Source organism: Klebsiella sp. JN_Kp126 (assembly GCF_033843325.1).
GTDB lineage: Bacteria > Pseudomonadota > Gammaproteobacteria > Enterobacterales > Enterobacteriaceae > Klebsiella > Klebsiella michiganensis.
The window spans coordinates 1-12877 of the sequence record NZ_JAWXQV010000048.1; the positions used below are offsets into that span (position 1 = coordinate 1).

Annotated in this window: 10 protein-coding genes and 2 tRNA genes; 6 read left to right on the forward strand and 6 right to left on the reverse strand. The window is 54.4% G+C overall.

Going from position 1 to position 12877, the window contains the following annotated elements; all coding sequences use genetic code 11:
• The first annotated feature begins 317 nt into the window (after positions 1-317).
• Complete coding sequence (gltX, locus tag SIK97_RS07210; protein ID WP_014230306.1) at positions 318-1736, forward strand: glutamate--tRNA ligase; 1419 nt, start codon at positions 318-320, stop codon at positions 1734-1736.
• A 58-nt stretch (positions 1737-1794) separates the two neighbouring features.
• Here gltX and SIK97_RS07215 read toward each other — a convergent pair whose 3' ends face one another.
• Together SIK97_RS07215 and SIK97_RS07220 are read right to left on the reverse strand one after the other, a co-directional pair.
• Positions 1795-2187 (reverse strand): YfeC-like transcriptional regulator, encoded by a 393-nt coding sequence (locus SIK97_RS07215; RefSeq protein ID WP_057173340.1) that lies wholly within the window; start codon positions 2185-2187, stop codon positions 1795-1797.
• 4 nt (positions 2188-2191) lie between these two features.
• Positions 2192-2545, reverse strand: a complete 354-nt coding sequence (locus SIK97_RS07220) for a YfeC-like transcriptional regulator (RefSeq protein WP_004852968.1) — start codon at positions 2543-2545, stop codon at positions 2192-2194.
• Between the two features lie 219 nt (positions 2546-2764).
• Between SIK97_RS07220 and SIK97_RS07225 the strand changes: the two genes are divergently transcribed.
• The 3 genes from SIK97_RS07225 (at position 2765) to SIK97_RS07235 (ending at position 5339) form a co-directional block, all read left to right on the forward strand.
• Positions 2765-2840 (forward strand) — tRNA-Ala (locus tag SIK97_RS07225).
• 41 nt (positions 2841-2881) lie between these two features.
• Positions 2882-2957 (forward strand) — tRNA-Ala (locus SIK97_RS07230).
• Positions 2958-3158: 201 nt separating this feature from the next.
• Positions 3159-5339 carry an EAL domain-containing protein gene (locus SIK97_RS07235; RefSeq protein WP_057173176.1) on the forward strand — a complete coding sequence of 727 codons (2181 nt, stop codon included), beginning with the start codon at positions 3159-3161 and terminating at the stop codon, positions 5337-5339.
• Between the two features lie 42 nt (positions 5340-5381).
• Here SIK97_RS07235 and SIK97_RS07240 read toward each other — a convergent pair whose 3' ends face one another.
• Entirely contained in the window at positions 5382-6584 is a 1203-nt protein-coding gene (locus SIK97_RS07240) for a NupC/NupG family nucleoside CNT transporter (RefSeq protein WP_025106643.1), read from the reverse strand.
• Positions 6585-6930: 346 nt separating this feature from the next.
• On the opposite strand from SIK97_RS07240, the gene SIK97_RS07245 reads away from it, so the two are divergent.
• Entirely contained in the window at positions 6931-8166 is a 1236-nt protein-coding gene (locus SIK97_RS07245; RefSeq protein ID WP_004852949.1) for an Nramp family divalent metal transporter, read from the forward strand.
• A 42-nt stretch (positions 8167-8208) separates the two neighbouring features.
• Here the strand turns inward: SIK97_RS07245 and SIK97_RS07250 are convergent, their stop codons facing one another.
• Both SIK97_RS07250 and mgrA read right to left on the reverse strand, forming a co-directional pair.
• Complete coding sequence (locus tag SIK97_RS07250; protein WP_014230302.1) at positions 8209-8559, reverse strand: DUF2502 domain-containing protein; 351 nt, start codon at positions 8557-8559, stop codon at positions 8209-8211.
• Positions 8560-8689: 130 nt separating this feature from the next.
• Positions 8690-9682 carry an L-glyceraldehyde 3-phosphate reductase gene (gene mgrA, locus SIK97_RS07255; RefSeq protein WP_032750836.1) on the reverse strand — a complete coding sequence of 331 codons (993 nt, stop codon included), beginning with the start codon at positions 9680-9682 and terminating at the stop codon, positions 8690-8692.
• 176 nt (positions 9683-9858) lie between these two features.
• On the opposite strand from mgrA, the gene SIK97_RS07260 reads away from it, so the two are divergent.
• On the forward strand, positions 9859-11520 hold the full coding sequence (locus SIK97_RS07260; protein ID WP_046877197.1) for an alpha-keto acid decarboxylase family protein: 1662 nt from the start codon (positions 9859-9861) through the stop codon (positions 11518-11520).
• On the opposite strand, the gene SIK97_RS07265 is transcribed toward SIK97_RS07260, so the two are convergent.
• Positions 11517-12752: an ion channel protein gene (locus SIK97_RS07265; RefSeq protein ID WP_014230299.1), complete on the reverse strand. Its 1236-nt coding sequence runs from the start codon at positions 12750-12752 to the stop codon at positions 11517-11519. The genes SIK97_RS07260 and SIK97_RS07265 overlap by 4 nt on opposite strands.
• Positions 12753-12877 lie beyond the last annotated feature (125 nt).

Sequence of the window (12877 nt, forward strand, 5' to 3'; positions counted from 1 at the left end):
TCGAACCGCCGACCCCCTCCTTGTAAGGGAGGTGCTCTCCCAGCTGAGCTAATCACCCCCGCTGTGTGGAGTCGCATTATAGGGAGAGTTGAAAATGAGTCAACGCCTTTTCTAAATAATTTGTTTGTTCGTCGTAAAATTAAACAAAACGATCGCAATGTCATCCGTGGCGCATGATTTATAAACAAAAAGGGGAAAGCGTGACGTTGAAACGGTAACAACATTGAGGAATCAGCCCACGGTGTTAGAATATTCCTCCATAAAATCCAACGAACACTGCCGCGTGTCGGCACCTTTATCAAACGTAAGGCCACTTCATGAAAATCAAAACTCGCTTCGCGCCCAGCCCGACAGGCTATCTGCACGTTGGCGGCGCGCGTACTGCTCTCTATTCCTGGCTTTTTGCACGTAATCACGGCGGTGAGTTTGTGCTGCGTATTGAAGATACCGATCTTGAGCGCTCCACGCCGGAGGCCATTGAAGCCATTATGGATGGTATGAACTGGCTGAGCCTGGAATGGGACGAGGGTCCGTACTTCCAGACCAAGCGTTTTGATCGCTACAACGCCGTTATTGATGAAATGCTGGCAGCGGGCACGGCCTATAAATGCTATTGCTCTAAAGAGCGTCTGGAAGCGCTGCGTGAAGAGCAAATGGCAAAAGGCGAGAAGCCCCGCTACGACGGTCGCTGCCGCCATGGCCACGAACATCATGCTGATGACGAACCTTGCGTCGTCCGTTTTGCCAACCCGGAAGAGGGTTCCGTTGTTTTTGACGACCAGATCCGCGGTCCGATCGAATTCAGCAACCAGGAGCTGGACGATCTGATTATCCGCCGTACCGATGGTTCTCCAACCTACAACTTCTGCGTCGTGGTTGACGACTGGGATATGGAAATCACCCACGTTATTCGCGGCGAAGACCATATCAACAATACCCCGCGCCAGATTAACATCCTGAAAGCGCTGAATGCGCCGGTGCCGGTTTACGCCCACGTCTCGATGATTAACGGCGACGATGGTAAGAAACTATCCAAGCGCCACGGTGCGGTCAGCGTTATGCAGTATCGCGACGACGGCTATCTGCCGGAAGCGCTGCTGAACTATCTGGTGCGTCTGGGATGGTCCAGCGGCGACCAGGAGATTTTCTCTCGCGAAGAGATGATTAAACTGTTCAGCCTGGGGGCGGTGAGCAAATCGGCGAGCGCGTTCAATACGGAAAAGCTGCAGTGGCTGAACCACCACTATATCAACTCGCTGGCCCCGGAGTACGTGGCAACGCATTTACAGTGGCACATTGAGCAGGAAAATATCGACACCCGTAACGGCCCGCAGCTGGCTGAGCTGGTGAAGCTGCTGGGCGAGCGCTGCAAAACCCTTAAAGAGATGGCGGCGAGCTGCCGCTATTTCTATGAAGATTTTGCCGAGTTTGATGCCGATGCGGCGAAAAAACATCTGCGTCCTGTTGCTCGTCAGCCGCTGGAAGTGGTGCGCGACAAATTAGCCGCCATAAGCGACTGGACGGCGGAAAACGTCCATCATGCGATTCAGGCGACGGCCGATGAGCTGGAAGTGGGGATGGGAAAAGTGGGAATGCCGCTGCGCGTCGCGGTGACCGGTGCGGGTCAGTCTCCGGCGCTTGATGTGACCGTCCATGCGATCGGTAAATCACGTAGCGTAGAACGTATCAACAAGGCGCTGGCCTTTATTGCTGAGCGCGAAAGCCAGCAATCCTGATCCTGATACAGCGATTGTTAAACGGCGGGGATAGCGAACCCCGCCGTTTTTTTGCCCGTTACTTCGCATCAGTAATGCCAAGCCGGGACAGAAACCCGCTGATCCCCTCGCGCGCAAGAAAATCCCGCAGGTGCAGCTGCTCAGTTGGGGTCATCAGGTGCATGGTCTCGACAATCTGGCGCCAGATTGTGTCCGCATCGTTCACAAAGTATTTGACGGGCGGTTCCGCCAGCTGGTTATCCATGGTCAGATGCCGCAGCGCCGGGATATTTGCCAGGAAATCGATCACCGACCTGTCGATGACGATAAGACGAGCGCGTCCGCCTTTGACTCCGGGGATCGGTTCCGTCCGCCATTTTTGTTCTCTGGACCATCGGTTTATGGTTTGCCGGGCGAGGTTAAGGCACTCGGCGAGCTCCGCTGGGGTCATTTTATCTTTAAGTTTCATCATGCTTTCACCGATCGCGAATACCGAGTCGGTTGAGTAACCCGGTGATCCCTTCACGCAGCAGCAGCGACATCAGCAGCTTTTGCTCTCCCGGCGTCATCTCTTTACACAGGGTAAGCAGCAGAGATTCGAGATCGTTATCCGTTGCGGAATAGGGGACAGGGTTTTCGGCCACGCGCTGCGCGCTGCGAATAAACTCGCGAACCTGCTCATTAACATGTACGAGGCGCGCTTTGCCGCCCTGTACGCCGGGGCGTGGGGACGTTTGCCATCCCTCTTTACGTACCCATTTGTTAATCGTTTGCCGACTGAAGCCAGTCAGATGCGCTATTTCTTCAGGTGTCATTCGTTCCTTGAGCATACTATTTCCTGAGTAAATATGTGGGAATTAGTTGCACATGTTATAGCATCCTTTTAAAGGAAAGAGTGACATGTTTAACTTCTGGCTGCGATAAGGCTCGCAATGTCAGCCGTTTGCCTGCTTTTTCAGCGATCAAATAGCCGGGATTGATTTTGCCGTTGACACCTGGCGAAGGAATTCATATTATGCCGCCCGTCAACACGACACGCTTTACGTTACGGGGCTATAGCTCAGCTGGGAGAGCGCTTGCATGGCATGCAAGAGGTCAGCGGTTCGATCCCGCTTAGCTCCACCAACACCTGCACCCATCAGGTTTGGTTCGTAAAGAGGTCCTGTGGGGCTATAGCTCAGCTGGGAGAGCGCTTGCATGGCATGCAAGAGGTCAGCGGTTCGATCCCGCTTAGCTCCACCAAATTCGGAACCCTCGCTACGGCGGGGGTTTTTTGTTTGTCTGGCGGAGGAAATGTAAAGCATTCTCTGAATAAGTCAGCAAACCTCTGCGTTAAGTAATTTCAGATTTTTTCACTATTTAAAATCTTGCCTGCCTTTATTAAGCAACATAATATCTGTTGCCTGAATATATTTATTGCAGCCGGAGTTTTAATTAACAATAATGATTGATCATCTTAACATTAAGATCAAAAAAACTCTGCTGGCGCTCCTGGTCTGCTTTATCGCAATTCCGCTGTCCCGATTTATTTCCCCACAAACCATTATTGACGGAAATCAAATTTATCTGGCGTGGCTACCGCTGAGCTTAATGTATTCCGTACTTTTTATTTTTGGCCGCTACGCCGTTGCGCCATTGATTATCGCGTTTGCGATCACTAATGCCTGGATAATCGATCTGACGCTAACCCAGGCGCTGATCCTGCTATTTTGCCAGCTCTTCTCAGTTTTCTTGTCCTGCGCGATTGTTCGCTTTCAGCTTGGAAGGCGCTGGCGCGCTGGGCTGACGGCAAAACATATGGGCGCGAGGATTTTTTGGGGCGGCTTTTTTGCACCGCTCCTTTTGAAGGTCACCATGTATCTGGCGGGGCGTTTTTTTGCTTTTCCGTTGGCAATATCCAGCTATTTCGGCAGTATGTCGGTTATTTACACTATTATCGATATACAAAGCCTGATTAGCGCCGCATTAATTTTCACGACATTCTTTTATTATCCGTTGCGGATGATTATCAGTCCACGTTATGCACGAGCATTCTGGCGCAATCTTTGCCACTCATGGCGGGCGGGCGAGCAACGGGTATTTACGTTGTATTGGTTTGTGGCCCTGGCGGCAATATTACTGGTGCTGTGTACGCCTTATGATTCTGTTTTTATTGCCGGTTATTTAGTCCCGCTTATTTTCATTTTATACTTCATTGGTATTAGCCGCCTGGGGCATACGCTGATTCGCATTTCATGGTCCGTTTCAGCCTTTTTACTCGTGGCGTATAACCAGAATTTTTTACACGGCGTACAAACTGAATATTCACTGTCGTTTGTTCTTTCGGTACTCATTTGTTTCACTATCTGCCTGTTTTATATGGCAGATATCTACGCTCGCAGTGAAAGAATGAAGTTCAGATGGCGGGATCAGGCGGAAGAAGATCCGCTAACCGGTTTACCGAATCTGCGCGCGCTGGAGAGTTACCTGCAGCGGAATCCTGCTGTGGCCATCAGCAGCCTGCGCATTCAGAATCTGGACTTCCTGAGCCGCCATTATGGCATGATGATGAGAGTGGAGAGCAAACGGCAGATAGCCCGGAAGCTACAGCCGCTATTAGCTCCCGGCGAGCGAATATTTCAGCTCCCCGGCAGCGAGCTACTGCTGGTACTGAAGGGGCCGGAGCCAGAGGCGCGGTTAAGTCATATTGTTTCCACGCTTAACCATAAAAAATTTAGCTGGAATAACCAGGCGTTAGATCTGGAATTTGGCGCATCGTGGGGCGGCTACCGCGGCATAGAATCTGAGCTTCACCCGATGCTTGGTCAGCTTAGCTGGTTATCGGAGCAGGCCGGCGCGGCGCGGCGCGTATTACCGCTGGACGCGGCGCAAGAGCAGATTTCCGATCAAACGAGCGAACAGGTACGGCTGCTGGCGAAGATTAAGCAGGCGCTTAACGAACGTGGACTGGTGCTGTACGCCCAGCCTATCCGGGACGCCTCCGGCGAGGGGTATTACGAGATACTGAGTCGTATGCGCTGCGGCAATACCATCATTACGCCCGATCGGTTTATCCCGCTGATTGCGCAGTTTAACCTGAGCCAGCGTTTTGATATGCAGGTGCTGGAAACGCTGTTTAGTTCGCTCAATCACCATCAGGGCCAGCATTTCTCCGTCAACCTTCTGCCCTATACGCTGATGCAAAAAGATAGCGCGGTGCAAATCATCGCGCTGTTTAAACGCTATAACCTGTCGGCGGAGGCGATAACGATTGAAGTTACCGAAGAGCAGGCGTTTTCCGATGTCGAGACCAGCATGCATAACATCCAGCTGCTGCGAGATTTCGGTTGCGGTATAGCGATTGATGACTTTGGTACCGGCTACGCAAACTACGAGCGTCTGAAAAGCCTGCGGGCCGATATTGTGAAAATTGACGGCTGCTTCGTGCGTGATATCGAGACCGATCCGCTGGACGCCATTATGGTCAAATCCATTATTGAAATGGCTAAGGTTAAGAAGATGAAAGTGGTGGCGGAATACGTTGAAACGCCTGAGCAGCGGGAAAAGCTTCTCGAGTTAGGCGTCGATTATCTCCAGGGGTATCTGGTTGGTAAGCCGCTGCCGTTGAGCGAACTGCGGGCATGAAAAAGCCGGGACTTGCCCGGCTTTCGCGATACCGCTGACGAATTACAGTACCAGCGCGGCGATAGACGCAGAGAGCACGCTCACCAGCGTAGAACCGTACACCAGCTTGAGGCCGAAGCGGGAAACCACGTTACCTTGCTCTTCGTTCAGGCCTTTAATCGCGCCGGCGATGATACCGATAGAAGAAAAGTTGGCGAAGGAGACCAGGAAGATAGAGATGATGCCTTCCGCACGCGGAGAGAGCGTGGCGGCAACTTTCTGCAGATCCATCATGGCGACGAATTCGTTAGAAACCAGCTTGGTGGCCATAATACTTCCTACCTGCAGCGCTTCACCTGCCGGTACGCCCATCACCCACGCAACCGGATAGAAGATGTAGCCGAGGATCCCCTGGAAGGAGATGCTATAGCCGAACCAGCCGGTGACGGTGGCGAACAGGGCGTTCAGCGCGGAAATCAGCGCGATAAAACCAATCAGCATGGCGGCCACGATAATCGCCACTTTAAAGCCCGCCAGGATGTATTCACCCAGCATCTCAAAGAAGCTCTGTCCTTCATGCAGGTTAGACATCTGCAGATTTTCTTCGCTTTCGTCAACGCGATACGGGTTAATCAGCGACAGCACGATAAAGGTACTGAACATGTTCAGTACCAGCGCCGCAACCACATATTTCGGCTGCAGCATGGTCATGTACGCGCCCACGATAGACATGGATACCGTAGACATCGCGGTCGCCGCCATGGTGTACATGCGGTTGCGGGACATCTTGCCAAGAATATCTTTATAGGCGATGAAGTTTTCGGACTGGCCCAGAATCAGCGAGCTGACAGCGTTAAAGGATTCCAGCTTGCCCATGCCGTTGATTTTGGACAGCACGGTACCAATCGCGCGAATGACGATAGGCAGAATACGAATATGCTGCAAAATACCAATCAGCGCAGAAATAAAGACGATCGGGCACAAAACCTTCAGGAAGAAGAACGCCAGGCCTTTGTCGTTCATGTTGCCGAAGACGAAGTTTGTCCCTTCGTTGGCGAAACCGAGAAGTTTTTCAAACATCTCGGAGAAGCCCTTCACAAAACCCAGACCAATGTCAGAGTTCAGGAAGAACCAGGCCAGCAGCACTTCAATGACAAGCAGCTGAACGACATAACGAATACGAATCTGCTTACGGTTGTGGCTGACCAACAGGGCCAGAATGGCCACCACTACGATCGCGAGAATAAAGTGCAGGACGCGGTCCATATTTGCTCCAAATATGAGGCAGGTTAAATTTCTGTGCACATTCTATGTAACAAGCGCAAAGAAAACGAGAGCCAGCACACACTATTGCAAGGATATGTGACTAATGGCAAAAATAGTGATCAACCATGCATTTTTGTTATGTTACGTAAAGGTTTTAAAAGTTGCTCAGTTGTACTATTCTGGTGATTAATTAAAAGCGTTTATCAGTTCCCCGGTTTTCCGTTGCCAACCCGCTATCGTTCTCCCCTATCACAGCAATCATTATCATCGCTCCAAATGAACTTGATAATCATTCGCATTTTGATAGCATAAAACATAGCAAAGGCTATATTTCCAGAGGCAGAAAATGACCAACAGTCGCGTTGAGAATAGCAGCGGTCGCGCAGCGCGCAAGATTAAGCTCGCCCTGATGGGGCCGGCGTTCATTGCTGCCATTGGCTATATCGATCCGGGTAACTTCGCCACCAACATTCAGGCCGGCGCCAGCTTTGGCTACCAGCTGCTGTGGGTGGTGGTATGGGCTAACCTGATGGCGATGCTGATTCAGGTAATGTCGGCGAAGCTGGGCATCGCCACCGGTAAAAATCTGGCAGAGCAAATTCGCGACCACTACCCGCGTCCTGTGGTGTGGTTCTACTGGGTGCAGGCCGAAATTATCGCTATGGCGACCGATCTTGCCGAATTTATTGGCGCGGCTATCGGATTTAAGCTGGTGCTCGGCGTGTCATTGCTTCAGGGCGCTGTATTGACCGGAATTGCGACGTTCCTGATTCTGATGCTGCAGCGTCGCGGTCAAAAGCCGCTGGAAAAAGTGATAGGCGGGCTGCTGCTGTTTGTCGCCGCAGCGTATGTCGTTGAGCTTATCTTCTCCCGGCCCGCGCTGGCACCGCTGGCGAAAGGGATGATCGTGCCTTCACTGCCGACCAGCGAAGCGGTGTTTCTTGCCGCCGGGGTATTGGGGGCGACCATCATGCCGCATGTTATCTACTTACACTCATCGCTCACTCAGCACCTGCACGGGGGGACGCGCAAAGAGCGCTATAACGCCACGCGCTGGGATGTCGCCATCGCCATGACCATCGCGGGTTTTGTTAACCTGGCCATGATGGCGACCGCCGCCGCCGCCTTCCACTTTAACGGCCACACCGGGATTGCCGACCTCGATCAGGCCTATCTGACGCTGGAGCCCTTACTGAGCCACGCGGCAGCTACCATCTTTGGTCTGAGCCTGATAGCGGCGGGTTTATCCTCCACGGTTGTGGGAACCCTGGCAGGGCAGGTGGTAATGCAGGGCTTTATCCGCTTTCATATCCCGCTGTGGTTTCGCCGGGCGATCACCATGCTGCCGTCGTTTATCGTCATTTTAATGGGGCTGGATCCCACGCGTATTCTGGTGATGAGCCAGGTATTGCTGAGCTTTGGTATCGCCCTCGCGCTGGTGCCGCTGCTGATATTCACCAGCGATTCCCGGTTAATGGGCGACCTGGTCAATTCCCGGTGGGTAAAACTGCTGGGGTGGGGGATAGTTGCGGTCGTTGTGCTGCTTAACGGCTGGCTGATTATTGGAACGATATTCAGTTAAGCGTGACGATGAAAAAGGGAGCCGAATGGCTCCCTTTTGCGATTAATGATGCCCGTGGCCATGTCCGCGTCCGCCGCCTGGCCCACGCCCCCAGCCGCCGCGTCGGTCATCGCGATCTTTCCAGCCTTCGCGATAGCCGCGTTCGTAGGCTTTACCTTTATCCCAGCCGCGATGCCAGCCGTTGTCGTGACGGCGCCAGCGGTTATCGCGCCACTCATAGTGTCGACGCCAGTAATCACGGTCGCGCCAGCCGCCACCGTCCCAGTAGTTACCGTAATTGTCGCGATCGCCAATTTGTAATTTTATTGATGGCAACAGGGTGATTTCACCAGCGTTAGCGACCAATGGCGCTGAAGCCAGAAGCACTGCAGCCAAAATCAGTGACCTGAACATACTCTTCTCCTTCACGATCGGGGCCGTTGTCGGCCTGTTAACCTGATATTACGGGGCGGTAAAGCCCCGCCGCATCGGAGGAACTCCTAAATCGCAAGTGAGAGCACTTTTTGCTAAAGTAACAATGAATTTACACCGCAAGGATCGCGTCAATGGTGGCCCGTTCTTCGGCGCTGAAATGGCGGTTTTCCAGCATGCCAACCGCATCGTCGAGCTGCGAAGTTTTACTGGCGCCAATCAGTACCGACGTCACTTTCTCATCGCGCAGTACCCAGGCCAGCGCCATCTGTGAGAGCTTCTGTCCGCGGGATTCGGCCAGCGCATTCAACTGACTAATCTTTTCCAGCTTGCTTTCAGTAAGCTGCTCCGGTTGCAGGAACCGGCTGCCGCTGGCGGCGCGGGAGTCCGCCGGGATACCGTGCAGGTAACGGTTGGTGAGCTGGCCGCCCGCAAGCGGTGAAAACGCTATACTTCCCACCCCCGCGCTCTGCAGGAAATCGAGTAATCCCTCCTCGACCCAGCGTTCAAACATCGAATATTTGGGCTGATGAATCAGACACGGCGTGCCGAGATCGTTAAGGATATTGACGGCTTCCCGGGCCTGTTCGAGCGGATAATTCGATAATCCGACGTAGAGCGCTTTCCCCTGGCGGACGATGTGGTCCAGCGCGCTCATGGTTTCCCGCAGCGGCGTTTCGGGATCGGGGCGGTGATGGTAGAAGATGTCGACATAGTCGAGACCCATTCGCTTAAGGCTCTGGTCGAGGCTGGCAATCAGGTACTTGCGCGATCCCCAGTCGCCATAGGGGCCGTCCCACATGGTGTAACCGGCTTTACTGGAGATAATCAGTTCATCGCGATAGGGCAAAAAATCCTCTTTCAGGATGCGGCCAAAATGACTCTCCGCCGAACCCGGCGGTGGCCCATAGTTGTTGGCTAAATCAAAATGAGTCATGCCGAGATCGAATGCGTGACGCAGAAGCTGGCGGCTGGTTTCCACCCGCGTTTCGTCGCCAAAATTGTGCCAAAGCCCAAGAGAAATCGCCGGTAGCTTTACTCCGCTATGACCGCAGCGGCGGTACTCCATCGTTTGATATCGCGTGGCGTTTGCCTGGTAAACCATACTTCCTCCGCAGATAAAACAGGGTTGTGTATACGTTTACACTAAAGAATGTTTGCCGCGGAGTACACACCCTGAAGGCGTAAATTTTGCTTTCCACCGCCATTGTTGAGCGCAATCTGGACAGCGCACCTGCTTATTCAATACTCAACTTACCTGCACGAGAGGAGAGTAAGGATATGCAACCGACTTATACCATTGGCGATTATCTGCTGGATCGTCTCGTAGATTGCGGCATAGACCGCTTGTTTGGCGTACCGGGTGATTACAATTTACAGTTTCTCGACAGCGTTATCGCGCAGCAGAGCTTAGGGTGGGTAGGCTGTGCTAACGAGCTAAACGCCGCCTATGCCGCCGATGGCTATGCGCGCATTAAGGGCGCGGGCGCGCTGTTGACCACCTATGGCGTCGGTGAACTGAGCGCGCTCAACGGCGTTGCCGGGAGCTACGCTGAGCATGTACCGGTCCTGCATATCGTCGGCGCTCCCTGTACCGGCGCACAGCAGCGCGGCGAGCTGCTGCACCATACGCTTGGCGACGGTGATTTCAGCCACTTTTCGCGTATGAGTGAACATATTACCTGCTCTCAGGCGGTGCTGGCGGCGGGAAATGCCTGCCATGAAATAGACCGGGTACTGAGTGAAATGCTGACCCAGCATCGCCCCGGTTATCTCATGCTGCCGGCCGATGTGGCCAAAGCAAAGGCCACCCCGCCAGCTCACCGCTTGCTTATTCACACGCTGCCCGCCGACGAGAACCAGCTGGCCGGGTTCCGCGAGCACGCCGAGCGGATGCTCAGAAGCAGCCGTCGCGTATCGCTGCTGGCGGATTTCCTCGCCCAGCGCTATGGACTACAAAACGCTCTGCGAGAGTGGGTGGCGAAGGTGCCGGTTGCTTACGCCACAATGCTGATGGGCAAAGGGCTTTTTGATGAGCAGCAGCCTGGGTTCGTCGGGACTTATAGCGGGATAGCCAGCGCAGAGGATACCCGCGATGCCATTGAAAGCGCGGATACCATTATCTGCGTCGGCACGCGTTTTACCGATACCATTACCGCCGGTTTCACCCAACACCTTCCGCAGGAAAAAACGATAGAGGTCCAGCCCTTCGCCGTTCGGGTTGGCGATCGCTGGTTTAGCCGGGTACCGATGGAAAAGGCGCTGGATGTCTTGATCGAACTCTCTGCCAGCCTGGCGGCAGAATGGCATGCGCCAAATGTTCAGGCGCCGGGCGTCAGCGGCGCGCCAGAGGGGAGCCTGACGCAGAAAAACTTCTGGAGTACGGTGCAGAAACAGCTGCGCCCGGGAGATATTATCCTTGCCGATCAGGGGACGGCCGCTTTTGGCGCCGCCGCGCTTAAGCTGCCCGCTGACGCAACGCTGATTGTCCAGCCGCTATGGGGATCGATAGGCTTTACCCTTCCGGCAGCCTACGGGGCGCAAATCGCGGCAGCGGACAGAAGGGTGGTGCTGATTGTTGGCGATGGCGCTGCGCAGTTAACTATTCAGGAACTGGGGTCGATGCTCAGAGATAAGCAGCGCCCGCTGATCCTGTTGCTCAATAACGAAGGCTATACGGTCGAGCGCGCGATTCACGGCCCCGAGCAGCGCTATAACGATATTGCGCTCTGGGACTGGAATCGCCTGCCTGACGCTTTTGCGCCGGATGTCCCTTCCCGATGCTGGCGAGTGACGCGCACCCACGAACTGCAGGAAGCGATGAATAGCAGCGTCGCCTCAGACAGGCTGACGCTGGTGGAGGTGATGCTGCCAAAAATGGATATTCCCGACTTTCTGCGCACGGTCACTCAGGCGCTGGAAGAGAGAAACAGCCGGGTTTAATCTCCACGCTTCCTGGCAATCATCAAGGGTTTACCGGCCAGCAGCAGCCAGGCCGGAAGCATGACGATACACAGCAGCGGAAGCAGCGTGGAATCGGGCACCACGACCGCTGCCATAAACAGGCTCAACCAGCCATCACGCGTCACTACCAGCGTCAGTCCGAGGATGGCGCAGGAAACGGTGATGGCTGCCGGCACGGCATCCACGTGTGCGTGAAGCATCAGGCCTAGCGCGACGCCGACGAACACCGCCGGAAAAATTCGACCGCCGCGAAAACCGCAGGCGGCCGCCAGCACCAGCGCCGCCAGCTTCACTAAAGCAATAAGCATGTAATCGCTGGCGGTTAACGTCTGGCTGAAGGCTAATTGCTGCATTTCATCCAGGCCTTTAAACAGCGTGATATGCCCGCCGACGACGCCCAGGATCCCCAATAAAAATCCGCCAATACCGAGGGTTAAGATCGGATTTTTCAGCCGCTGCATCAGCGCGTGCAGGCGCGGTAAGCACCAAACGCCAACCATGCCGACGGCAATAGCAATCAGCGTCACGATAGCGCCGCTAAAGATATCGACAAGCTGCCACCGCTCGTAGTGCGCAATAGGTAACGAAAAGTTGGGGTGGAAAAACAGCCCGGTGGTCAGAGAGCCCGCCGCCGCGGCAAGTAAGGGGGCGAAGAGTCGGTCCCAAAGCGGGACATCGTTACTGCTGTTCAGCGTTTGCGAAAAGATCAGCGCCGCGGCAACAGGCGTGCCAAATAGCGCCCCGATAGTGCCGGAGGACGCCAGGATCGTCCAGTCCAGCGCGCTGACTCGCGGGAAAAGGCGGGAGCCAAGCGCCACCGTGAGGGCGATATTAATCACCATGATAGGATGCTCCGGCCCGAGGCTAACGCCGCCCGCCAGGCCGACGATCAGCGCAGCGAGCAGGCCGGGCAGAGCGCCGGGACTCACCGGTGCGCCAATGAGTGACTCGGTGGCCGGATCGGGTCCGGCGTGGCCAGGACTAAAACGCACGACCAGACCCACGGCGATGCCGGTGCCGGTGAGGATAGCTATCGTCCAGAAAGGGCCGCTGGCGTTCATGCCCAGCAATCCAGGCAGGCTACTCCAGAGAATATTCTGCAGCATGGCTGCCGTTTTCATCGCCACAATCAAGACCAGGCTGGCAGCAATACCAATCACGATTGCGGGTATCGATAACAACAGCATCGTTCTGGCGCGCGGGTGCAGCATGAAAATATCCTTCTGAAGGTTTCGACGCACTACTTTGCCCGGGGGCGTTAAGGTCGTTGGCGCAAATGGTGCTGAAACGATAAAGTAAAGAGCTGGCCTGACGATCGGCCGCACAATAATTTCAT